Source organism: Bradyrhizobium sp. 604_D8_N2_3, assembly GCF_051810765.1.
GTDB lineage: Bacteria > Pseudomonadota > Alphaproteobacteria > Rhizobiales > Xanthobacteraceae > Bradyrhizobium > Bradyrhizobium barranii.
This window is the reverse complement of the sequence record NZ_JBPWPM010000001.1, coordinates 3,757,459-3,781,023: the sequence shown is the minus strand read 5'-3', so window position 1 is coordinate 3,781,023 and position 23,565 is coordinate 3,757,459. Positions and strand designations below refer to the sequence as shown.

Here is a 23,565-nt window from a genome sequence, read left to right as displayed (position 1 = left end):
TCTCGTCAAGTTCTCGATCGTCGCCTGTTCTCGCCAAGGCCTGACGCAAGATCAAGCACATCCGCCTCAAAAGATTTTCTTTGTCGCGCAGCGGCACCGTGGCGACAGCAGATCACTCCGGAGCGAACGACAATTGAAATAGCGCTCTATTTCTGTCGGCACGATTTCATGGGACATTTTGCGCTGAACAAGGTTTCACGTCTTGAGCAATATCGAACTGAGCCAAATCGACCGCACGACAATCGTCGCTGACAACGCGCCGTCATCGCAAGGCAGCATGAAATCGCCTGCGGCGGCAAGCAAGCTTGGCGCTCGCGGCCTCCAGCTTCTGTCCTGGGTTGCACCCCTGCTGCTCGTTGTCGTTTGGGAAGCACTTGCACAGGCGGGATGGCTTTCGCCGCAGGTGCTGCCTGCACCAAGCAAGGTGATCCGAACGGCGTACAAGCTCGTAACCACCGGGACCCTGTTGAACGATCTCGGCGTCAGCCTGCTGCGTGCCGCGGCGGGCTTTGCGATCGGGTCTGCGGTCGGCGCCACGCTCGGCATCCTTGTCGGCTTCTCACGGATCGCGGAAGCCGCGATCGACCGCAGCGTGCAGATGATCAGGGCCATCCCTTTTCTCGCCGCACTCCCTCTGGTCATCGTCTGGCTGGGCGTCGGCGAGACGCAAAAAATCTTCCTTGTCGCGCTCGGCGTCACGTTCCCGATCTACATCAATACCGTGCTCGGCATCCGCCAGGTTGATCCCAAGCTGCTCGAGCTGGGACGAGTCCAGGGCCTGAGCTCGCTCCAACTGATCCGCCGCATCATTCTTCCCGGCGCGCTGCCGTCGATCCTGACCGGCGTTCGTTATGCTCTTGCCACGGCTTGGCTCGCGCTGGTCGTGGCTGAAACCATCGGCGCGCAGTCGGGGATCGGCTTTCTCGCGATGGATGCGCGCGAATTCCTGCGCACCGATGTGATCGTCCTGACGATCGCAATCTACGCGCTGATCGGCGTCGCGGCCGACGCCATTGCGCGCTTTCTCGAACAGCGCCTCCTCGCCTGGCATCCGAATTACGGAGCAGCGAGGTGAACGTGCACGTCGCTCCGCAGCCTTCCGCGCCGTTCGAATCCGGACCGGCCGTCGTTGTCAGCAACCTCGTCCGCAGCTACGGCAGCCGCGTCGTGATCGAGAAGCTGAACCTGCGCATCGATCGCGGCGAATTCGTCGCCCTGCTCGGCGAGAGCGGGTGCGGCAAGACAACATTGTTGCGGGCGCTGGCCGGGTTGGATCCCATCCAGGGTGGCCGTATCGCGGCGCCCCGCCGGCCGGCCGTGGTGTTTCAGGAGCATCGGCTGCTGCCCTGGGACAATCTCTGGCGCAATGTGGCGCTCGGCTTGCAGGTTCCGGATCCTCGCGAACGCGCCGCCGAAGCGCTCACCGAGGTCGGCCTCGGCGACAGGCTCGACGACTGGCCGCGCAATCTGTCCGGCGGACAAGCCCAGCGCGTCGCGCTCGCCCGCGCGCTGGTGCAGCAGCCCGAGCTTCTGCTGCTCGACGAGCCGTTTGCCGCGCTCGATGCGCTCACCCGTATCCGCATGCACGAGCTGGTCCGCGAGCTGGTGGCCAATCATCAGCCCGGCGTCCTGCTCGTCACCCACGATGTCGACGAAGCCATCGCGCTGGCCGATCGCATCCTCGTGATGCGCGACGGCGCAATCGCCTTCGAGCATCGCGCCGGGCGTGGAAGCTCGGCATCCATCTCGCGCGCCGAACTCCTTAGCGAGCTTGGCGTGGTCTCCCATTCTCCCAGCTAGGTCATCCGGAAGGCAAAAAATGTCCGACTCATCGATCGCCAAACCATCCCGGCGCAGCTTCCTCGGCTCCGCAGCTTTTGGCATTGGCGCGCTCGCCGGCATGAATATCAGCGAATTCGCCCAGGCCGCGCCTGGCCGTACCACCGACACGGTCCGCCTGACCTGGGGCCTGAGCGGCCTCAATCTGATCGCCAAGGAGCGCGGCGAGTTCGAGAAGGTGCTGGCCAAGGATGGCATCAAGGTCGAATGGCTCGGCCCCTTCCCTAATCATGCGCCAACCTTGCAGGCGGTGACCGGCGGCAGCGCAGATTTCAGCTTCGGCGGCAGCACCACGCCTGCGCTCGCCGCTATCATCGCCGGCTCGCCGCTGGTGTTCACCCAGTTCGTGGTCTACGAGCCCCGCACCACGGCGATCATCGCCAAAGACGGGTCCGGCATCGACAAGGTCGAAGACCTCGTCGGCAAGTCGGTCGCGGTCAATCGCTCAGGCCTCGGCGAGTTCCTGCTGGTCGCGGCGCTCGAGAAACACAAGGTCGACCGCTCCGCGGTGAAGTTCGTCTATCTCAATCCTCCTGATGCGGCGCCGGCGCTCGCCTCCGGCAAGGTCGACGCCTGGTCGATGTGGAGCCCTGGCGTCGACATCGCCCGGCTCGAATACAAGGCGCACGACATCTTTCTGGAAGGCCGCGATCTCGAATTCCAGATCGACTACACGTCCTATCTGACCACCCGCAAATTCGCGACCGACAATCCCGCCCTCGTCCGCGCGGTGAACGACGCCTTCCGCGCCGAAGGCAAGTGGATTTCGGAGAACAGCAGGGATGCCGAGTACATCGCCCAGAAGGCGGGGAAATACAGCGATCAGGTCCGCGACCAGTTCATCGCGATGAACCGCAAATACCGCTACTTCGCGGTCAACGACGAGCGCTTCATCAGCGAGCTGCAAAAGGCCGCCGACTGGCTCGCGGCCCGCAAGGTTCTACCCGAGCCGGTCAAGGTGACCGACCATCTCGCCCAGCTCTAATAACAGGCCAACACTATGAACAAGACCGTGTCCGCCCCCTCCCTCGGCACACCCGAACCGCTCAAGACCGGCTCGCCGGAGCTGGAGGCGCTCCTTAACCAGATCGCCGAGGGCGCCAGTGACCGCGAGCGCGACCGCATCCTGCCGTTCGAGGTCATCGATCTCATTCGCCGGGCTCGCCTTGGCGCGTTGCGGCTGCCGTTGGACGCCGGTGGCGCCGGCAGCACGATCCGCGATCTCTTCGCCTTCGTCATTCGCCTCGGCGAGGCCGACGCCAATGTCGCGCATATCCTGCGCAACCATTTCAGCGTGGTCGAGCGCCTGGTGCGTTCCCCCAAGGACGAGCAGAGCCGGCAATGGCAGAAGGCGGTCGCCGAGGGCGCCATCATCGGACTTGCGACGACCGAGCTTGAAAGCCCGCGCGTCGGCAATGTCACGCCCGGGACGACGTTCACGCCCGACGGGAACGGCGATTATCTGCTGAACGGCACCAAATACTACAGCACAGGCACGTTGTACTCGGATTATGTGCTGGTGCGCGCGGCCGATCCGTCCGGAGCGACGGGCGCCACGATCGTGCCGATCAAGCGCGAGGGAATCGAGCTGGTCGACGACTGGGACGGGCTCGGGCAGCGACTTACCGCAACCGGCACGACGCACTTCCGTAACGTCAAGGTCAGGCGCGAGGAAGTGGTGTTCGATACGCCGGACGGCGGTTATGGCGTGCCCTATTCCAACACGTTTGCACAGCTCTTCCTGACGGCGGTCGTTGCCGGCATTGCACGCGCGACGCTGCGCGATGCGACAGCCCTGGTCCGCTCGCGCAAGCGTACGTTTTACTACGCGCCCACCGAGATCCCGACCGACGATCCGCTCCTGCAACAGACGGTCGGCCAGATCGCCAGCGGCGCTTTTGCGGCCGAGACGGTGGTGCTCGCGGCCGCCGAGGCGCTCGACCTTGCAACCGATGCGTTCGACGCCGGCGCGGCGAACGCTACAGAGGCGGCGCACACCGCCGCGCTGCTCTCGGCAAAGGCCAAGATCATCGCCGATGATTTCGCCATCCGAGGTGGCAGCCTGCTGTTCGATGTCGGCGGCGCATCGGCGACCAAGAAGGTCACCAACTTCGACCGTCACTGGCGCAATGCGCGCACGCTCTCTTCGCACAATCCGACCACCTACAAGGCGCGTTCGATCGGCGAACACGAGATCAACGGCACGCCGTTGCCCGCGAAGGGCTTTTTCTGAGAGCGAACAGGCCGATCCACGGCGTCCGATGCGAGGAGCGACAGATGGGAAAGTCCGACATTCATCTTGTCAGCGGCGATGACGAGGTCGAGCATCAGTTTCGAGCCGTGATGCGGCGCCTGGCCGGCGGCGTCACCATCATCACGGCCGGTCGCGACGAGGACATCACCGGCATGACGGTGACGTCCCTGACATCGCTCAGCGCCAGTCCGCCCCGGCTACTAGTCAGCGTCAACCGGCAGGCCTCGTCCTTTGCTCGAATCGCGCGCTACGGCGTATTCGGCGTCAACATTCTGGGATCGGATCAGCAGGCCCTCGCCGGGCGCTTCAGCGACGGAAGCTTGAAGGGCCACGAGCGCTTCGACGGGATCAGATGGTCCGCGGGGGCGGCCGGCGTGCCGCTGCTTGGCGACACTCTCGCAACCATCGAATGCAAGGTCGAGGAAATCATCGAGCGGCACTCGCATGGCATCATCATCGGCAGCCTGTTGAGCTTCGAGCTGTCCCGCGAACTGTCGGGCCTGGTGTACTGGAACGGCCAGTACATCAGGATCACCCATGACTTCGACCTCGACCTCCTCGCCGAGATCAGTATTCCGTTGGCCCATGTCAGATAACCCGCCGGAATCGCCCAGCGGCGGGCGCTGGCAGCTTGACAGGATTGTCGCCGAGCTTCGCCTCTCGCGCGAAGAAACACACAGCATAAGGCGCGACGGAGAGGCGCGACGCGCTCCCTCGCGCGAGGCGCTTCAGGCCATTCTGGATGGCCTCACCGAGGCGCTGTTTCCGAGGCATTACGGTCAGTTCGACCTCGACGGCGAGAATATCGACTATTTCGTCGGCAATCGCCTGAGCATCGCCCTCGACGGCCTTTGCGACCAGATCCACCGCGGCGCACGATTCGTCGGTGACGAGCTGATCCCGGGCTACCGGCGCGAGGACGCGGTCGAGCTGACGCGGCAGTTCGGCGAGCGCCTGCCGGTGGTGCGTGGACTCCTGATCTCCGATCTGAGAGCCGCCTTCGTCGGCGATCCCGCAGCCAGGAACTTTCCGGAGATCCTGATCGGATATCCGGGCATGACGGCGATCATCCATCACCGGCTGGCACATATCCTTGATGGGCTCAATGCGCGCTTGATCGCCCGACTTGTCGCGGAGATCGCTCATACGAGAACCGGGATCGACATTCACCCCGGCGCCAGCATCGGATCCGGCTTCTTCATTGATCACGGGACCGGTGTGGTCATCGGGGAGACCGCAATCATCGGCGACAATGTCCGGATCTATCAGGCCGTGACGCTCGGCGCGCGCCACTTTCCAACCGACGACGATGGCCATCTGATCAAGGGCGATGCACGGCATCCGATCGTCGAGGACGACGTCGTGATTTATGCCGGCGCAACCATCCTCGGGCGGATCACGATCGGCCGAGGCGCGACGATCGGCGGCAACGTCTGGGTCACCCAGGACGTGCCGCCGAACAGCATCGTGACGCAGGCCACCGCCCGCAACAAGCAGGGTTAGGCGGCCGGCGCCTTCCAGCGCATCAGGCGGCGTTCCAGCGTCTCGAGGATCGCGTTGAAGACGAGGCCGATCACGGTAATGCCCAGGATGCCAAAATACATCTGGGGGATCAGGAAGCTGTATTGGCTGTTGATGATGAGATAGCCGAGCCCCGATTTCGCGCCGACCATTTCTGACGCCACCAGGACCAGCATCGCGGATGCGCTCGCCAGACGGATGCCGACGAAGATCGTCGGCAATGATGCCGGCAGGATCACCTTCCGGAACAACTGGCTCGGTGTCGCGCCCATCGTCCGCGCTGACTTGACCAGCAGCGGATCGACCTGGCGCACGGCTGCGATCGTATTGAGAAGTAACGGCCAAGCGCAGCTATAAACCACCATGGTGACCTTCGAGAGCTCACCAATGCCGAGCAGCAGGATGAAAACAGGGAGCAGCGCAAGTGGCGCCGTGTTGCGCGCGATCTCGATGATCTGGTTCAGGAAGTCGCCGAGCCGGGCGTACCATCCCGTCAGCACACCCAACGGCACGAACAGGACAATGGCGATCAGGAAGCCGCTCAGGGCTCGCAGCAGGCTTGCACCGACGTCGTCATAGAGTTCACCGCTCTGCGCGAGCTGCCAGCCCGCTGCGATCACCTCGGAGAACGGCGGCAGGAACGTCACGTCGATCAACCCGAGGCGCGGCGTCGTCTCCCAGACAGCCAGGAACACCAGCAGCAGCAGGGATCGTTGCCCGATGGTGCCGAACCATCGCACCAGGCTGCCCGTCGCGGCGGCAACCGCGCCGGCGCGTGGTCTGACCCGATCCTTCGGACTCCCCTCGGCGAGTTCCAGCAGCGTCAGGATCTCCAGATTAGACATGAGCCAACTCCTTCTTTCCTGCGCGCTCGCCGTCCGGCGCGGGCACCTGGGAGCCCTGCGCCTTCAACACTTCGTCGCGCAGCAAGGACCACACCTCGTGCCTGACCTGCCCGAACTCGGGCAGCGAGCGGACGTCCTCGGTCTCGCTGTGCAGCTCGGCGGGAATATCGACAATCTGCTTGATCCGGCCGGGGCGCGAGGTCATCACGGCCACGCGCTGGCCGAGCACGACGGCCTCGTCGATGCCGTGCGTGATGAACAGGATGGTTTTCCCGGTCCTGCGCCAGATCCGCAGCAGCTCGCCTTGCAGCGTCTCACGCGTCTGTGCGTCGAGCGCGGCAAAGGGCTCGTCCATCAGCAGCACCTCCGGATCGTAGGCAAGGCTTCGCGCGATCGCGACGCGTTGCTTCATGCCGCCGGAAAGTTCGTGCGGATAGCGGTCGGCAAAGCCGGACAGTCCGACCAGATCGAGATAATGCAGGGCCCGCTCGCGCCGCTCCCTGGCTTTGAGACCCGCGATGTCGAGCCCGAACTCAGCGTTCTGCGCGGCTGTGCGCCAGGGAAACAGCGCATATTGCTGGAACACGATACCGCGGTCGCGCGCCGGGCCCTCGATGACCTTGCCATCGAGCAGGACGCGTCCGCTGCTCGGCGCCGTCAGTCCGCCGAGCAGATCCAGCAAGGTCGACTTGCCGCAGCCGCTCGGCCCGACCAGCGCCAGGAATTCGCCGGCACGAACATCCAGCGTGACATCATCGAGCGCGGTGAAGCTCTGCGCCGGCCCGCCATCCTTGCCGCGGACCAGGAACTCCTTGCGGGCGTGCTCGAAGCGGATCTTGGCCATGGTCATTTGGCCTCCGCGGTCTTGCCGGGGCGGAAATGGTTGAACTCGTTGGTATAGATGTCCGATGGCTTGAGCTGGTCCTGCTTCAACAGACCGTCCTTGACCAGCCAGTCGATCCACACCTGGAGCTCAGCATCGCCGATCACCCCGCCCCTGGTCGCGACACCCGTGCTCTTCCAGTATTTGATGGGTGTTGCGTCCTCGTTGCGCTTGCGATCGGCAATGATGCGTTCGAAGCGGGCGCGGACCTCCTCGGGCGGCGTCGTCTGCGCCCAGGCGATGGCACGGGACACGCCCTCGATCAGCTTGCGAGAGGAGTTGGGGTTGTCCTTGATGAACTTGTCCCGCAGCACATAGGACCCGCCGGTGAAGTTTCCGAAGATGTCCGAGTCCGCGAACAGCCTGCGGATGCCGCCGCGCTCCAGCGCCTTGTCGCGCAGCACGCCGTTCAGCGTGCTGACCTCGACCTGCCCCTGCCGCAGCGCCTGCTCACCGGTGACCGGCGGGATTGCAACCAGCGTCACTTGCTTCGCCTCCGCCGGCGTCAGGCCATTGCGGGCCAGATACTCGCGCAGCACGAATTCGAGATGCGCCCCCAGCGTGTTCACCGCGACCTTCTTGCCGATCAGGTCGCGCGCGGTCTTGATCGGACTGTCCTCCTTCACGTAGTAGCCGTTGTAGGTGTTGTCGTCCGAGCCGTAATAGCCGACAACAGCCTTGATCGGCGCCCTGGCTGCGATCAGCTTGATGATCGCGCCATAGAACGCGCCGCCGATATCGATGTCGCCGGTGACGACGGTCTGGATGTCCTGCGGACCGCTGATGGTGTTGCCGACCCATTTGAGCTTGAGCGGCGCGAGATAGCCGAGATCGTCGGCCAGTTCGATGAACGTCACCTGCCCGGCCCAGCCCTGGTAACGAATCTCGGTCTTTTCGAGCTGCGCCTCGGCCATGGCACTGCTGGCGAGAGCCGCCAGGCCGAGGCCGGCCAGACCGAGTTGCCGCCCTCTTGCCCGCAGGCCGGCAACCAGACGACGCAACGCAGAGATAGCGATCTTCATTGTGTTCACTCCATTGCTCGCTTCAGGCGGCCTTCGCCGCCTTGACGCGGGTCACGCTGCTGCGGCCCTCGATGCTGACCGGCACCTCGCCATCGATGGTGGCACGCCGGACCACGCGGTGCTGGTGGCCGTAATCGTTGACCGCGTAGTGCTGGGTCGCGCGATTGTCCCAGATCACCACGTCACCCTGCCGCCAGCTCCAGCGCACGGTGTTCTCGGGTGCGGTGATGTGCGACTGGAACAGGTCGAACAGTTTCTGGCTGTCGTATTTCGAAAGGCCGACAAAGCGCTGGACGAAATTGCCGAGCACCAGCGTCCGTTCCCCGGTTTCGGGATGGACGCGAACGACGGGATGCTCGGTCTCGTAGACGGTCGCCGTGAAGACCTCCTCGAATTGCTTCCGGTCAGCCTCGCTCGCACGGGTCTTGACTGCATAGTCGTAGGCATTGCTGTGCACCGCCCACAGCTCGTCAGCGAGCTTGCGCAGCGGAGCCGGCAGATCCAGATAGGACGCCGCCGTGTTCGACCAGATCGTGTCGCCGCCGAACTCGGGGATCACGACGCCGCGCAAGACTGAGATCTTCGGATAAGCGTCGACGAATGTGACGTCGGTGTGCCACTGGTCGGCGCGCCCGCCTCCGCGCGCGGAGTCAAGTTCGAGGATCGAGGCCGTTCCCTTGGTAGCGCCGACCGTGGGATGTGGCACCAGCTTTCCGAGCCGATGGGCAAAACGCTCCTGCTCGGCATCGTCGAGATGATTCTGGTCACGGAAGAAGATGACTTTGTGCTCGAGCAGCACCTGGTTGATCGCCGCAATCGTCCGATCCGGAAGATCGCCCGAAAGCTTGATGTTCCTGATTTCGGCGCCGATACGGGCCGATCGCTTGACGATATCCGAACGCGGAATGACGTTGTCGATGGTGATTCCGTCTGTCATGTCATCTTCCCCGAGACCGCGATCCATTTGACAAGGCTCCGCCGTTCGCCGATCGCTGCTGCGATGGCGGAGTGAAAGGCAGTGATGTTGCGATCGATCCTCTTGCGAGACCGCCGTCTGCTCTGGCGACAATCGCGTCTGGCGGGATCTTCCCCAGGGGCTGCATCGATGCAGCCCCTTGTTCAGTCACAGGATGCTAACTCAAGGACTTCGGAAATAGCTTCCAAAGTTCGAGGCCGTTAAGAAACAGACGCATCCACGATCATGGCGTGTCCAGTTGCTACTTGCACTCTGCTCTATTCTGCCGCGACGATATTCGGCGACCGCCAGACGGCCGACGCGTAAAGGGCCGGCTCGAAGTCGTCGGCGATCGGCCCGTTGATCCGCGCCTCGTGCGCCGGAAGGTCGTCAAGGAACAGATCCCTGCTGATCCGCGCCACGACGCCCGGAATATCGCGCTTGAAGCTCGGCACGTCCCCAATCGGCAGGCCGAAGCTGACGAATGCCGCGGGGTTGAACACGTGGATGTTCCGCAAGTAAGGCGCGCGGCCGGGCCCCTTCTCCAGGAATTCATGGCCCGCACCGAGATAAGGGTGTGCGCCCAGGGCCTCGTCCTGCTCGTCCGCGGCCGGAGAATAGCGGTCGCGCCATAGCAGGATCTCGTCGGAGAAGGCGGCGAGCTCAGGCCGCTTCGCCAGATCGACCTGGTAGCCCGTACCGGCGATGACGAAATCGAATGCGATATCGCCCTGCGGCGTGGTCGCGAGCAGCCGCCGTCCGAACGGCTTGGCTGACGTCCACGACGCTGCCAGATGAAGGTGGAAGTTGGGGAACTTGACCGCACGCGCGATTGCATCGGGCGGCGGCGTCGATCCCGCGCGACGGAAGCGAATGGCCTGATGCCAGCGCACCGCGTCCGGGAGCGCCCCGTAATTGTCGTATGCGCCCGGATATCCACGCGTCCTGATCACCGGCTCCGAGGCCACCCTGCCGCGGCGTGCAAAGAGATGCACCTCCCTCGCCCCTGCTTCGAGCGCAACTGCCGCGGCATCGAACGCGGAGGCCGCACTGCCCAGCACCGCGACCGACTTGTCGCGGAGCCTGTCGAAATCGATCGCCTCCAACGTATGCGCGTAAAGCTCCTTTGACAGATTGCGGGAGAGCACGTCGGGGACGGACGGACCGCCGTTGCTTGGGAAACCGCTGGCAAGGATGATCTTGCGGGCCGTTTCCGTCTTCGCTTCGCCCGCAATATCGAGATGAAGCCGCAGGTGGTCCTGCGCCGGTTCGATACGAACAAGCTTGGTACGATAGCGCACCTCGATGCCGAGCGTGTTGCGATACCAGTCGAGGTAGGCGGCCCAATCCACGCGAGCAATACGATCGATCGCTTCATATGCGACCGCGCCATGGCGGGCTTCATACCAAGCCTGAAAACTCAGCCCCGGCAGACCAAGCTCCGGTCCGGGCAGCCCCTTCGGCGTGCGCAGCTTGTGCATGCGCGCGCTGCTCAGCCATGGACCGGACGACGCCGCGTCATGTGATGCATCGATCACCGTGACACTGCCGATGCCGGCACGGCGCAATGCAAAGGCGAAAGCGCTTCCGGATTGCCCGCCCCCGATGATGGCGACGTTGTGGTCGCCCCCATGACGATCCGGAACCCAGTTCTGCGGATCTGGACCAATCAGACGCAGGGTTTCGCGAGCCGCGTCATTGACATCAGACTGAAACATGTTGCACCCGGATTTGTCTGCATCAGATGCGACCAAATCGTAGAAGCCAACGACACTCAGTCAATGAAATGGAATCGGTTTTGTTTTGCGGCCCGAACAACGAACAGACCGCGAGGTCACGCGGCGTTGAAAGATTTGCGCCGACAGCGGCGCGAGCCAGAAGACACGACCGGCCATTCGCTCGCCAGATCGACTTTCAGTTGAGACGATCGGTTCGCGACGTTATCTACTGAATGCGCTCCCGCCGCTAGATTCATGCTCGCATCGCACCGAACAACGCAAATCCATTTCATCGACTTTTCTCACCCCGACAACATAGAGTTCGTCTCGATCAAGCCGTCTCGACGGCTCGTTGGAGATTTTGGAAAGCACGATGTCGACCGCCGGCGTCATCAGCCTTGAACGGGACACGCCCGAGCTTGCACGGACCTACGAGCAGGCTGGCGTCCTCCAGTTTCACCATGGTAAATTCCTCATCGGGCCGCTGGCTTTGAAGTCCGGGGATCGCGTGCTCGATATCGGCGCCGGCACCGGCCGCCTGACCGAATTCGTCGCGGGACTTGTCGGCCCGACCGGGCGCGTGATCGGCATCGACCCGTTGGAGAACCGGGTCACCATCGCGCGTCTGCGCGCCTCGGGGACGCTGACCTTCGATGTCGGCCGTGCCGAGGACCTTTCGCGCTTTGGACCCGCGGAATTCGACGCCGTCTACCTCAACAGCGTCTTCCACTGGATCGCGGACAAGCGGCAGGCGCTGCGCGAGATCGAACGCGTCCTCAGGCCGGGCGGCCGGATCGGGCTGAACGTTCAGGATCCGACCAAACCTCACGAGTCGCGAACCCTGCTCCGCCAGGCGATCGAACAGGCCGGCTTCGGCGAGAGAAGCAGCGAGCCGCATCGCGTGCTCGGAGCAAGCGACGACGAGCTCAGAGCCCTGTTCGCCGAGGTCGGGTTCGTCGATTACCGAAGCGACCTGCGCTCGCTCGTCGATCTGCACGGCGACGTGACGTCGGTGCTGGGATGGTCCGAGGCCAGCGCCTTCGGCAACTTCCTTGGCAGCTTTTCGCCGGCGGAGCGGGCAGCGATCGACGCGGCCTTTGCAGCGCTAGTCGAGGCGAGGCGTACCCCGGAGGGCCTGCGCCTGGAGCGATATCTGCGTTTCGCCTTCGCGCGAAAGCCGAGGTCGCGAACGGCTCCATCCGCCTCCTAATTTCTCCGGCAATCGCATCTGGACATTCGAACCATGGGCAATCAACGGCAGCTTGTTCTCAATCTCTTCATCTATCCCGGCGGCCACCACGAAGCCGCGTGGCGCTACAAGGGATCGTCGGCGGAACGCATCCTCGACATCACCTTTTACCAGGAGCTGGCGCAGCGGGCCGAGGCCAGTAAATTCGACGCCATCTTCTTTGCCGACGGTCCGGCCCTCGCCGACAACGTTCGCTATGCCCAGCGCTTTCGCTTCGAGCCGATCACCTGGCTGGCTGCGATTGCCGCAGTGACGAAACGCATCGGCCTCATCGCAACCGCGTCGACCACTTATACCGAGCCTTACAACCTCGCGCGCCTGTTCGCCTCGCTCGACCATCTGAGCCAGGGTCGCGCCGGCTGGAATATCGTGACGACCAGTGCGCCACAAGCAGCGCAGAACTTTGGCCTGCCCGAACACCCCCCGCATCACGAACGCTACGAGCGCGCCCGCGAATATCTCGACGTGATCTCGCGGCTCTGGGACAGCTGGGAGGATGACGCGCTCGTCAACGACCCCATCTCGGGCATTTTTGCCGATACCAACAAGATCCACACGCTCGACCATGTCGGCCAACACTTTCGCGTGCGCGGCCCGCTCAACATTTCGCGCGTGCCGCAAGGCCGGCCGGTCTATGTCCAGGCCGGCGCCTCCGACGACGGCCGTGCCTTCGCCGCCCACTTTGCGGAGGCGATCTTTACCGCGCATCAAACCGTGGACTCGGCGAAGGCGTTCTATACCGACATCAAGCGCCAGGCCCGCGCCTTCGACCGCGGTCCGGATGAGATCAAGATCCTGCCGGGCATTAGCCCTTTCATCGGCAGCACGCAGTCCGAGGCGGACCGGCTCCAAGAAGAATTCAACGCGCTGATCCAACCGGAATATTCCCTGACCCAGCTGCGCCAAATGATCGGCGTCGATCTCACCGGATATGATCTCGACGGCCCCGTCCCGCGCCATCTCATCGACACCGCGAGCGCGCGCGGCGTTGCCAGCCGCTTCAAGCTGGTGGCCGACATCGTCGATCGTGAGAAACCGACGATCCGGCAGCTGGTGCAGCGCCTCGCCGGCGCGCGCGGCCACTGGGTGATTGCGGGCACACCGGAAAAGATCGCCGACAACATCCAGACCTGGTTCGAGGGCGGTGCGGCGGACGGATTCAACGTGATGCCGCCCTGGCTGCCCGGCGGCTTCGACGTCTTCGCCGAGCAGGTCGTCCCGATCCTGCGCAAGCGCGGCCTGTTCCGTGAGGACTACACCGGTACGACCCTGCGCGAGCATTACGGCCTGGCGCGTCCCGCCAGCATCTACTCCAACGCGGTCAAGGCGATCGCCTGACACCGCTTCCGCACTGACATCCCAACTCAAGACCAGTAAGAAGACATGAAGACAGCGTTGTTTCTCCTCTCCGGCCTTTTGGCTCTTTCCCCTTTCGCCGCCGAAGACGCCTTGGCACAGCAGCCCGCGAAGCCGGAGCTCCGGGTCGGCTTCGTGCCGGGACCGTATATCGACGAGTTCAAGATCGGCGTCGAGCCCGAGCTGAAGAAGAAGGGCTACAAGATCCGCTATGTCGAGTTCTCGACAGGCCTTGAAGCCAACAATGCGGTATTCAAATCCGAGATCGACGCCAATGTGATGCAACACACGATCTTTCTCGATTCCTACAACGAGCGGCAGAAGACTGATCTCGTCGGCATCGTCCACGTCCCCACCCCGCCGATGGGCCTCTATTCGAAGAAGCATCCGCTGGGCACGCCGATCAAGCCGGGCTCGAGCGTCGCCGTGCCGAACGATCCGGTCAATCTGCAGCGCGCGCTGTGGGTGCTGCGTGACCTCGGCCTGATCGAGATCCGTGATAGCAAGTCGGTCGACGTCACCGAGCTCGATGTCATCAAAAATCCCGGCGGCATCAAGATCGTGCCGCTCGAGGCCGCACAGGCGCCACGGGCGCTCGACGACGTCGATTTCGCCGCCGTACAGGGCAATTTCGCGATCTTCAGCGGGCTGAAGCTGACCAGTGCCTTTGCGCTGGAGAAGATGACCACGCCCTACATCAACGTGCTCGCGGTGAAGAAGGCTAACGCCAATGCCGAATGGGCCCAGGACATCGTCGCCGGTTACAAGTCGCCGACGTTCAAGACGGCAATCCGGGCCGACCGGTTCTATGACGGCTTCACTTTGCCCGACTACATGAAGTGAGGGGATCGCATGTTCGATTTCACGCTTGAATGGGCCAGCCGCCGCTCCGCCGCCGAGCGCGCGATCGACGCGCGGGCGATGACCGACAAGCTTCGTTTCCAGGAGGCTTTCGTCCTCCCGCTGGTCTTGCTGATCACCTTCCTGTTCGCACTGGGCATCATGACAGGAGCTCATTTGAACGGACGAGCAAACCACGCTTTGCCGTATCTCGTGTCGGGGGGCATGGGTATGCCCATGCTCTATCCCGCATCGGAGTCCTGTCGCAGGCCATCGAACCTCGGTTCCCTGCCGCGACTCCGGCAGGCTGAAGTGCTTGCGCTACTGACGGCCGACTAGCGGCAAGACTATGCCTTCCATGCTTTCGGCGCGGCGGTGGACATCAAAATCATCCATCTCAGCCGAGCATCGTGGAATTTTCCAGCCGCTCTCGCGACGACGCCAGCATGATTCAACCAAACTGATTCCGACGAGTGTGTAGCAATGTTCAATTCAACCCCTGCCGTGATAGCTTTTCCGGGTTCTCGTCCTACACCGTCGTCCGGAGTGAACATGCGCTACGTCATCTCGCTGCATTCAGGCTTCGCTCGTTTGATCGAACAGGCACGTGGATGGTTCCGGCGCTCGCTGCGGCTACGGACAGGCGGCTCGGACAACACGCAGGACGATCTCTACGAGATCTTCCTGTTCGGGCCCCACGGCTGACGCCCGGCAACGCGTCCAACTTTTCATCACACTGAGGTTTATGACATGACCGACGCTGCGTTGCAGCTCGCCGAGACTGGCCGCCGCCTCGACGCCATCGACCGCAAGATCCTGACGGTGCTTCAGGAGGATGCTTCGCTCTCCGTGGCCGAAATCGGCGACCGGGTCGGCCTGTCGTCCACGCCCTGCTGGAAGCGCATTCAGCGGCTCGAAGCCGACGGTGTCATCGTCAAGCGCGTTGCGCTGGTGGACCAAAACAAGATTGGCCTCGGCCTTTCGGTGTTCGTCTCGGTGGAGAGCGCGGATCACTCCGACGTCTGGCTGAAGCGTTTCGCCTCAGCAGTCTGCGCAATGCCCGAGGTGATGGAATTCTACCGGATGGCCGGCGACGTCGACTACATGCTGCGCGTCGTCATTCCGGACATGCCGAGCTACGACGTGTTCTACAAGAAGCTGATCCACGCCGTCCCGCTCAAGAACGTCACCTCGCGCTTCGCGATGGAGAAGATCAAGTCGATCACGGCGCTGCCGATTCCAGCGGCTGTGACGGTGGAATAAATGCTGACGAACCGCGAGCCTATGTCACGCGACGAGTTTGCCGATAGCGCACCAAAGCATCCCGACTGACGCTACCCCCTTGGACTAGAGTTTTTTGGTGAACCTACCAACGGACAGTTGCCATCGCCTGTCGCCACGCCACATATCCCGCTGCTCTCAGACATCGCGCGGCCTGCTGGAAGAGCGCTTAGTCCACTTTTCAATGTCTGCTCACAGTGGCCTTGATGGGATTTTTCTTGATCTCCCGGTGCACACCAGCGCTCGGCTTTCTGCAGAATGTCTTTTCAATTTGGTGATGCGCCACGCGACATAATGCGCCTGAGAGGACCGTCGCGCCGCCGAACTCGGGTTGACGCGCGAATGAAGCGGCAATCGTTGCGCTGTTCGGTCACGGGCAAACCTAGATCGGGCGCGTTCGCAATGAAAACAAAATGACCATCGCGTCCACTGCCCCGCCCCGAAGCTTTTGTTGTCTGTCCCGAGTGAAATTTGGAATGGCCAGGTCCCTTTGTTTCGCTTCTCCTACGAGGAAACGCTGATCGTGCCGTAACGCTTTCGCGAAACGGTGACCTGATCGCGCATCAATCATCAGGGGCTCTTCATGACCGCACGTTTCCCAATGTTTTCGCTCTCCCGGCGCCGCCTCCTCGCTGCGGCCTCCGTGATTGCAGCAGCGACCGTGACGGCAACGGCGGGCCTCTCTCCGGCGCGAACTGCCGGCGCTCCACCGAGCGGCGGCGACATCACCTTCCTCATCGACTCGCTCGGCAGCACCTGGATTCCGAACAACAGCGCAATCTCCAGCTTCCAGGGCCACATCTGGGGCCACGTGACCGACAAGCTCGTCTATGTCGATGCCGACGGCAAGGTCAGCCCCTGGATCGCCGAAAGCTGGGAGCAGAACGGCGAGGCCACACAGTTCACCCTGCGCCTCAAGAAGGGTGTGACCTTCTCCGACGGAACACCGCTCGACGCGTCAGCCGTGGTCGCCAATCTCGACATCTGGTACGCAGGCCGGCGGAACGAGGGGATCAATCCGATTGGCCTCTTCCCGAAGACTTACGACCACGCCGAGGCGGTCGATGCAGCCACCGTGAAGGTTGTCTTCAAGGCGCCGACGCTCGGGTTTATCCCGACGCTCGGCTATCACGGCTCGATCCTCATCTCCCCGAAGACGATCGCGCAGCCCGCCGCGCAGCAGGCTGATCTGGCCAAGACATCCGGCAGCGGCCCGTATGTGGTCGCTTCCTGGAAAGAGGGCGACTTCGTCAAGCTGGTCAAGCGCAAGAACTACAATTGGGGGCCGGCAGCCGTCGGTCACACCGGTCCGGCCTACCTCAACTCGATCACCTACAAACTCGTGACCGAGCCGTCGCTGCGGGTCGCCGCTGTCCAGTCGGGACAGGCCGATGTCGCCTACAGCCCCTCACCGCAGGAACTGAAATCGCTCAAGGAAGCGGGCTTCACGGTCGCGACCCCGCGCTATCTCGGTTTCGTCAACGGCCTCGCGATCAACACCAAGCTGGAGCCATACAATGACTTGAAAGTGCGCCAGGCTCTTCAGGCCGGCATCAACCGGAAGGAGATCATCGACACCGTCTATACGCCTGACTGGAAGCTGGCGACGTCCTTCATCCAGAGCAACGTACCGGGTGCAACCGACCATAGCGAGCTCCTGGCCTACAACCCCGGCAAGGCGGAGAAGCTTCTCGACGAAGCCGGCTGGATCAAGGGTGCTGGCGGCATCCGGACCAAGGACGGCAAGCAGCTGTCGCTGACGCTCCACTCCAACCCCTATCTTGCGACGGCAAAGTCGATCGACGAACTCATCGCCCAGCAACTCGGCAAGCTCGGCTGGAAGGTCACCATTCGCGCCTACGACGTCGTGACGTTCGGCGAGAAGGTCCGGTTCGGCGGGCCGGCCGTGCCTGCCTACGAGGTGACGCGCAGCTTCATCGACGCCGGCACGGTGGCCAGCATCCTCACCGACGCCAACAACGGAGAGAACTGGTTCAACCTCGGCGACAGCGACAAGAAGCTCAATGAACTGCGCGACAAGATCGCCGGCGCGGCCTCTCTCGACATTCGCAATCCGCTGCTCGACGAGTTGCAGACCTACGTTCTCCAGCAGGGCTATTTCATCCCGCGCACGCAGATCGTCCAGCGGATCTACGTGCAGTCCCCGAAGCTCAAGGGGGAGGTCTACAACGGCATCGCCTACGCCAGCTATTACACGGCAACGATCGGCGAGTAATCCGCAGTGCAAACAAGCAGCGTGAGGAGGCGACCGGCATGAGAAGCGCCTACCTGTCCTATGCCGCGAAGCGCTTCGCCCAAGCCGTCGTCGTCATCCTGCTGGCTTACGTCTTCACCTTCGTCGTCGTCAGTATTTTGCCTGGTGACCCCATCACCAACGTGCTGCGCGACCCGCAGAATGGATTCAGCGAGGATCAGATCAAGGAGATCATCGCCGCCCAAGGCCTGGACCGGCCAATTCCGATCCAGCTCTGGGCGTCCTTGTCCAACTTCGTGACCGGCGACCTCGGCCTGTCGATGCGATCCAACCGGCCTGTGACAACCCTGATCGCCGAGGTTCTCCCTTCGACACTGATCCTCGCATCCGCAGCTTTCGCCATCGCGCTGCTGCTGGCGGCTACGATCGCCTACGGCACCCAGTTCCTTCCGAAACGGTTTGGCCAGGGCTTGCTGCGTGGCTTCCCATCGTTGTTCCTGTCGGTGCCGAACTTCGTGATCGGCCTGGTGCTGATCCACATCTTCGGCTTCCAGCTCGGGTTCTTTCGCGTAATCGCGCCGGACAGCTTCTGGGCGACCTTCTTCGCCGCGGTCGCGCTCGGCATCCCCATCTCCGCACGGATCACCGAGGTGCTGATCGCGAACCTCGACAACGAGTCCGAACAGGAATACGCCGCCGTTGCGCGCAGCCGTGGGCTCGGGCAGATGCACCTCTTTGCCAAGCACCTGCTCAAGCCGTCTTCGCTCCCGGTCATCACCGTCATCGCACTCGCCATCGGTGAGCTGCTCGGCGGTTCGCTGATCACCGAGACGGTGTTCGGACGCACCGGCATCGGCAGCCTGGTGCAGCGTTCGGTGAGCACGCAGGACCTGCCTGTCCTGCAAGCGGTCGTCTCGCTTGCGGCAGTGGTGTTTGTGCTCGTCAACCTGATCGCCGACCTCGTCTACCCGCTGCTGGACCCGCGCGTGAAGCTGATCGGCGGTCCCAAGGTCCGCCCGACTACCGCTGACGAAGGCCCCGCTGGCATGTCCCCGGCGGTGACATCATGACACTCGTCTCCGTTTCCTCCTCGCCACGCATCACGGCGATCAGCCGGCTCACAGCCCTTCGGGTGCCGCCAACCGTCGCGCTCGCATTCGTGGTCATCGCGATCGTAATCGCCTGGTCGCTCGCGCCGAGCTTGTTCACGAGTCATGATCCCGCCAGCGGCGTCCCCGCTGACAAGCTGCTCAGCCCCAGCGCAGCGCATTGGTTCGGCACCGATCACCTCGGTCGCGACCTCTATACCCGGGTCGTCTATGGCACGGCCTCCTCGGTGACGAGCGCGCTCATCGCGGTCGTCATCGCCGCGGTTGCCGGTGGGCTCATCGGCCTTCTGGCCGGCTTCCTCGGCGGCTGGATGGACATCGTGCTCGCCCGCCTGGTGGATGTGCTGCTGGCGATCCCGAACTTCCTGCTGGCGGTCATCGTCGTCACCGCGATCGGTTTCGACACCACGAACGCTGCGGTTGCGACCGGCGTCTCGGCGGTCGCCGTGTTCGCGCGGGTGATGCGCTCGGAAGTGATCAAGACCCGGCAGGCCGTTTTCGTCGAGGCATCGTTCCTGATGGGCGGCTCGCGCTGGCACATTCTGTTGCGGCACGTGCTGCCGAATGCATCGCGCTCGGTGCTCCCGCTCGCGGTGCTGCAGTTCGGCCTGTCGATCTTGGTGATCGCCAGCCTTGCTTTCCTCGGCTACGGCGATCCGCCTCCCGCCTCCGACTGGGGCCTGCTGATCTCGATCGGCAAGGACTACCTCAAATGGCCGTGGCTGGTGTACGCCCCCGCCTTCGTCACGATCGCGACCGTCCTCTCCGCAAACAGGATCAGCCGATGGCTCCGCAAGACAGACTGACCGCCACGTTCACCCGCGCCGAGCGCGTCGCGCCGACGCCGCTGCGGTCGATTCCGCAGCTCCGGGTCGACGGCCTGTCGGTCTCCTATGGGCCGCACGAGGTCGTAACCAACGTGAGCTTTGAACTCGGCCGCGGCGAGAGCCTCGCCCTCATCGGGGAGTCCGGCTCCGGCAAGTCGACGATCGCCCGCGCGGTGCTGCGGCTGCTCCCCAGCGGCGGGCACGCCACCGGCCGCGTCGCGTTCGACGGCCAGGAGGTGCTGGGGATTTCCGAGCGCGGCTTCCGGCCGCTGCGGGGACGAGCCATCGGGTTCGTCCCGCAGGATCCCGCCAACTCACTCAACCCGGTACGGACAATCGGTGCCCAGGCGCAGGAGGCGGCTGCGCTGCTCGACGAGCCCGACAAGGCGATCCGCAAGCAGCTCATCCTGGAGACGTTCGCCCAGGTTGGGCTCGACAACCCCCTGCGTGTCTACGACTCCTACCCGCACCAGCTGTCCGGCGGCATGCTCCAGCGCGTGCTGATCGGCCTTGCGATCCTGCCACGGCCGGCACTGCTGGTCGCGGACGAGCCGACCTCCGCGCTCGACGTCACGATCCAGAAGCGGATCCTCGACCTGCTCACGCGGCTGCAGCACGATCTCAAGATCAGTCTGCTGCTCATCACGCACGACCTTGCAATCGCCGCCGAGCGAGCGGACTCGCTCGTGGTGCTCAAGGACGGCGTCATCCAGGAGGCTGGCCGGACCGCTTCCGTCTTCTCCTCGCCGGCGTCGGCCTACGCAAAGAGGCTGCGCGCGGATGTCCCGGCCCTCAACCCCGACCGTTACGCCGCACTGCGCGACACGGGCTTCCGTTCCCTCAAGACCGGCCAGGCACCGAAGATCGAGGTCAGCGCCGTCACGAAGACCTTCACAGTCGACGGCAAGGCGCTGACGGCCGTCGACGATTTGTCGTTCAGCGTCCCTGCTGGCACCACGCACGCGCTGGTCGGCGAATCGGGCTCGGGAAAGACCACGACGGTCCGGCTGCTGCTTGGACTGGAGGGACCCGACACCGGGAGCATCTCGGTCGCAGGCGAACAAATCACCGGCCGCTCGCCCGAGGCACTGCGGACGGTGTGGCGCCACCTTCAGCTGGTCTACCAGAACCCCTTCATCTCGCTCGATCCGACCTGGACGATTGAGCGGCTCGTGCGCGAGCCGCTCGATCGATTCAAGATCGGAACGCGAAAGGAACGGGATGGGCGCGTCCGCGAAGCGTTGGCCGATGTCGGACTTGGCGAGCACCTGCTCTCCCGCAAGCCCGGGGCCCTGTCAGGTGGCCAGCGCCAGCGCGTGGCCATCGCCCGGTCGCTGGTCCTCAAGCCCGACGTGATCGTGCTCGACGAGCCCACGTCCGCGCTCGACGTCAGCGTCCAGGCCGGCATCGTCGAAGTCCTGCTCTCGCTACAGGCTACCCTGGGCCTGACCTACGTGTTCGTGTCTCATGACCTGGCGCTGGTGCGTCAGCTCGCCCACACCGTCTCCGTGATGCATCGCGGACGCATCGTCGAACACGGGACCGTCGCCGACATCTTCGATAACCCTCAGCAGCCCTATACGAGGTCGCTGCTGGCGTCGATCCCGTCGGGTGGCGACGATGTCGCACACATGCGCACGCGCGCCTTCGGTTGATCATGACCGCAGATTGAATGAGCCGCGGAAGGCCCCTGCCCGCTCAGTTCTCATCATCCAGTGCGAGCACAGCAAAGCTCGCGAGCCAGTGCTCTCCCATGTAGTGACCGGCGATATGGGGGAGGCCTGCGGCCAGATGCTCGCGCGCCGCTTCATGAGCAACGACGCGGCGGGGGTCTCTTGCCGGCAAGGCGTCGCCGAGAGAGCGCCAGCACCAGGCGCGGCTGAGATTGAGTCCGTCGAGATGAGCGATCTTGCCGTCGGTGCGATCGGTGACCGTCGCAGGCTTGAACAGCGTTGCGGGCCGTTGTTCGACCAGCCGCGGCAGAAACCGATCGAACCAGGGCAGGAACGCGTCCGGAGGCAACAGGCGCCGCATGCATTCGGCCTCGATAAGAGCCGAGGACTGGAAGTCGTCGCCGCTCGGCTCACCCCAGGCGGGGCAGTCGCTGTCCTCACCATACCAGCGCTGGCCAGTCTCGTGCAGCAACCTGGCGAGCGCTTCATCCTTTTTGATGCCGGCGTAGTCTGCCGCCATCCGCAGGCCAAACGCCGTATTGAAATGGGTGCCGACGCGTACGGGATAGAACGCCAACGGCAGGAAGTCGCGAAAGCGTTGCGCGATGATTTCGGCCAGCGGCGCGAGATTGCGGCTCCAGCGATCGTCAGGGTGGAGCGCCAGTTCAGTCGCGAGCTTCAGGAGCCAGGCCCAGCCATATGGCCGCTTAAAGCCGCGGGCAGTCGGGCGGGCGAAGTAAGCACGTTCGGCGGCAACCTTCTCGGGCACGAATTGCGTATCGAAGAGGGCGCGGATGTCGGAGGCTGCCGCAAAGTCGGGAAACCTGCGCAGCAGTCGCGCCAGCATCCAGTAGCTGTGGACGCAGGAATGCCAGTCGTAGCTGCCGTAGAAGATCGGATGCAGTTGGCTCGGCGTGCGGGCATCCGCGGGTTCAGCCAGCGCGTGGTCAACGTTATTGGGATATTCGCGCCCGACATGGCCGAGCGCGATGTTGGCAAAATGCGAGGCATGTTCGCGGGTAAGACGGGGCGTAGTCACTGCTTGGCCTTTCCAGTGTTCCGGCCGATCAAAGTCTCGATCAGGCGCGGCAGGAGGTAGATCGGAAATTGCGTCGCCGCGAAGTATAGCGCCATGCGTGGCGAGGCGGCAGCACCCAGCGCCGACCAGACCAGGCCGACATTGCGGTTACCGAGGATGAGCCCGACGGTCAGCCGCTGGCCCAAATTGCCCGGCAGCAGCACGACACCAGCTGCTTGAAGGGCGATATTGCATGCAAAGGCGAGCCCAAGGCAGAGCGTGGCGGCCTGCACATCCGCCGCGATCTGCGCGCGAATGTCAGCCATCGTCGCCACCGCAAAGACGAGAAGCGCCGCGACGATGATCCCGTCGACCATCCCGCCATGGGCCGCCAGCACCGGGGCTGCATGCCGGCGGACCAGGAAAGCCACTCCTTCGGCGCCGCCGATCAACAGCGCCAGACGAAGCGCAAGCTCGAGCGCGCTGATCTCGAGCCCGCCGAACCAGCCTGCAAGAATCGGCACGGTGACCGGAGCCAGCACCATGGACAACACCGTCACCACGAGCGGCACCGCCCCGTCGAGCCCGAGCATGCGTGCCACCGCTGCCGTTCCGCTCGATGGCGGCGCCGAGACGGCGAGCACCGCCGCAAGCGCGATCTCCGGACCAAGGTTCAAGGCGTGACCGGCAACACCGATCACGAGCGGACAGGCCACCATGACGACGGCCGGCAAGAGCACGGAAAGCGATGGCCGTCGCAGCGTTGCGACGACGGCCTGACTGTCGATCCGCAACAGCGTTCCCAGCACGATCAGGAAGATCGTGGTTGGCATCAGGGGGCGAGCGAGGTCCGCAAGAGCCGGAAAGACCAATCCAAGCAGGACGCCAAGCGCCAGCAATGTCGGTCCGCGCGGGATGAAGTGCAGGAGTGAGGATCGCATACGCCGCGCCCAATCATGT

At 63.7% G+C, this 23,565-nt stretch carries 23 protein-coding genes; 16 read left to right on the top strand and 7 right to left on the bottom strand.

Going from position 1 to position 23,565, the window contains the following annotated elements:
- The first annotated feature begins 277 nt into the window (after positions 1–277).
- Genes AB7245_RS17765 through epsC form a run of 6 tightly spaced genes read left to right on the top strand, consistent with a single transcriptional unit; the run spans position 278 to position 5,596 of the window.
- Complete coding sequence (locus AB7245_RS17765; RefSeq protein WP_208089367.1) at positions 278–1,075, top strand: ABC transporter permease subunit; 798 nt, start codon at positions 278–280, stop codon at positions 1,073–1,075.
- Entirely contained in the window at positions 1,072–1,800 is a 729-nt protein-coding gene (locus tag AB7245_RS17760) for an ABC transporter ATP-binding protein (RefSeq protein ID WP_208086071.1), read from the top strand. The genes AB7245_RS17765 and AB7245_RS17760 overlap by 4 nt, the downstream gene beginning before the upstream one ends.
- Positions 1,801–1,819: 19 nt before the next feature.
- Positions 1,820–2,824 (top strand): NrtA/SsuA/CpmA family ABC transporter substrate-binding protein, encoded by a 1,005-nt coding sequence (locus tag AB7245_RS17755; RefSeq protein ID WP_208086070.1) that lies wholly within the window; start codon positions 1,820–1,822, stop codon positions 2,822–2,824.
- 15 nt (positions 2,825–2,839) lie between these two features.
- Positions 2,840–4,072 carry an acyl-CoA dehydrogenase family protein gene (locus AB7245_RS17750; RefSeq protein WP_439034505.1) on the top strand — a complete coding sequence of 411 codons (1,233 nt, stop codon included), beginning with the start codon at positions 2,840–2,842 and terminating at the stop codon, positions 4,070–4,072.
- 44 nt (positions 4,073–4,116) lie between these two features.
- Positions 4,117–4,689: a flavin reductase family protein gene (locus AB7245_RS17745; RefSeq protein ID WP_085404163.1), complete on the top strand. Its 573-nt coding sequence runs from the start codon at positions 4,117–4,119 to the stop codon at positions 4,687–4,689.
- Positions 4,679–5,596 (top strand): serine O-acetyltransferase EpsC, encoded by a 918-nt coding sequence (gene epsC, locus AB7245_RS17740; RefSeq protein ID WP_166352076.1) that lies wholly within the window; start codon positions 4,679–4,681, stop codon positions 5,594–5,596. The genes AB7245_RS17745 and epsC overlap by 11 nt, the downstream gene beginning before the upstream one ends.
- Here the strand turns inward: epsC and AB7245_RS17735 are convergent.
- The 5 genes from AB7245_RS17735 to AB7245_RS17715 all read right to left on the bottom strand — a co-directional run bounded on the left by AB7245_RS17735 (position 5,593) and on the right by AB7245_RS17715 (position 11,037).
- Positions 5,593–6,459: an ABC transporter permease gene (locus tag AB7245_RS17735; protein WP_063984176.1), complete on the bottom strand. Its 867-nt coding sequence runs from the start codon at positions 6,457–6,459 to the stop codon at positions 5,593–5,595. The two genes, epsC and AB7245_RS17735, sit on opposite strands and share 4 nt — an antisense overlap.
- Positions 6,452–7,309: an ABC transporter ATP-binding protein gene (locus AB7245_RS17730; RefSeq protein WP_439034504.1), complete on the bottom strand. Its 858-nt coding sequence runs from the start codon at positions 7,307–7,309 to the stop codon at positions 6,452–6,454. The genes AB7245_RS17735 and AB7245_RS17730 overlap by 8 nt, the downstream gene beginning before the upstream one ends.
- On the bottom strand, positions 7,306–8,364 hold the full coding sequence (locus AB7245_RS17725) for an ABC transporter substrate-binding protein (RefSeq protein ID WP_439034503.1): 1,059 nt from the start codon (positions 8,362–8,364) through the stop codon (positions 7,306–7,308). The genes AB7245_RS17730 and AB7245_RS17725 overlap by 4 nt, the downstream gene beginning before the upstream one ends.
- A gap of 22 nt (positions 8,365–8,386) precedes the next feature.
- Positions 8,387–9,301 (bottom strand): TauD/TfdA dioxygenase family protein, encoded by a 915-nt coding sequence (locus AB7245_RS17720; protein ID WP_439034502.1) that lies wholly within the window; start codon positions 9,299–9,301, stop codon positions 8,387–8,389.
- Between the two features lie 296 nt (positions 9,302–9,597).
- Positions 9,598–11,037: an FAD-dependent oxidoreductase gene (locus AB7245_RS17715; protein WP_439034501.1), complete on the bottom strand. Its 1,440-nt coding sequence runs from the start codon at positions 11,035–11,037 to the stop codon at positions 9,598–9,600.
- A 373-nt stretch (positions 11,038–11,410) separates the two neighbouring features.
- Here AB7245_RS17715 and AB7245_RS17710 point away from each other — a divergent pair, with 373 nt between their 5' ends.
- The 10 genes from AB7245_RS17710 to AB7245_RS17665 all read left to right on the top strand — a co-directional run bounded on the left by AB7245_RS17710 (position 11,411) and on the right by AB7245_RS17665 (position 21,569).
- Complete coding sequence (locus AB7245_RS17710; protein WP_439034500.1) at positions 11,411–12,247, top strand: class I SAM-dependent methyltransferase; 837 nt, start codon at positions 11,411–11,413, stop codon at positions 12,245–12,247.
- 33 nt (positions 12,248–12,280) lie between these two features.
- On the top strand, positions 12,281–13,624 hold the full coding sequence (locus AB7245_RS17705) for an LLM class flavin-dependent oxidoreductase (protein ID WP_439034499.1): 1,344 nt from the start codon (positions 12,281–12,283) through the stop codon (positions 13,622–13,624).
- 45 nt (positions 13,625–13,669) lie between these two features.
- Entirely contained in the window at positions 13,670–14,485 is an 816-nt protein-coding gene (locus AB7245_RS17700; protein ID WP_439034498.1) for a MetQ/NlpA family ABC transporter substrate-binding protein, read from the top strand.
- Positions 14,486–14,494: 9 nt separating this feature from the next.
- Entirely contained in the window at positions 14,495–14,821 is a 327-nt protein-coding gene (locus AB7245_RS17695) for a hypothetical protein (protein ID WP_439034497.1), read from the top strand.
- Positions 14,822–15,034: 213 nt separating this feature from the next.
- Complete coding sequence (locus AB7245_RS17690) at positions 15,035–15,187, top strand: hypothetical protein (protein ID WP_439034496.1); 153 nt, start codon at positions 15,035–15,037, stop codon at positions 15,185–15,187.
- A 45-nt stretch (positions 15,188–15,232) separates the two neighbouring features.
- On the top strand, positions 15,233–15,745 hold the full coding sequence (locus AB7245_RS17685; protein WP_439034495.1) for an Lrp/AsnC family transcriptional regulator: 513 nt from the start codon (positions 15,233–15,235) through the stop codon (positions 15,743–15,745).
- A 601-nt stretch (positions 15,746–16,346) separates the two neighbouring features.
- Positions 16,347–17,999, top strand: coding sequence for an ABC transporter substrate-binding protein (locus AB7245_RS17680; RefSeq protein WP_439034494.1), 1,653 nt, complete (start codon positions 16,347–16,349; stop codon positions 17,997–17,999).
- Positions 18,000–18,037: 38 nt separating this feature from the next.
- Complete coding sequence (locus AB7245_RS17675; RefSeq protein ID WP_439034493.1) at positions 18,038–19,048, top strand: ABC transporter permease; 1,011 nt, start codon at positions 18,038–18,040, stop codon at positions 19,046–19,048.
- Positions 19,045–19,893: an ABC transporter permease gene (locus tag AB7245_RS17670; RefSeq protein WP_439034492.1), complete on the top strand. Its 849-nt coding sequence runs from the start codon at positions 19,045–19,047 to the stop codon at positions 19,891–19,893. Before AB7245_RS17675 ends, AB7245_RS17670 begins: the two co-directional genes overlap by 4 nt.
- Positions 19,872–21,569 (top strand): dipeptide ABC transporter ATP-binding protein, encoded by a 1,698-nt coding sequence (locus tag AB7245_RS17665; RefSeq protein WP_439034491.1) that lies wholly within the window; start codon positions 19,872–19,874, stop codon positions 21,567–21,569. Before AB7245_RS17670 ends, AB7245_RS17665 begins: the two co-directional genes overlap by 22 nt.
- A 43-nt stretch (positions 21,570–21,612) precedes the next feature.
- On the opposite strand, the gene AB7245_RS17660 is transcribed toward AB7245_RS17665, so the two are convergent.
- Complete coding sequence (locus AB7245_RS17660) at positions 21,613–22,626, bottom strand: DUF2891 domain-containing protein (protein ID WP_439034490.1); 1,014 nt, start codon at positions 22,624–22,626, stop codon at positions 21,613–21,615.
- Positions 22,623–23,546 (bottom strand): hypothetical protein, encoded by a 924-nt coding sequence (locus tag AB7245_RS17655; RefSeq protein WP_071915231.1) that lies wholly within the window; start codon positions 23,544–23,546, stop codon positions 22,623–22,625. Before AB7245_RS17655 ends, AB7245_RS17660 begins: the two co-directional genes overlap by 4 nt.
- Positions 23,547–23,565: the final 19 nt, after the last annotated feature.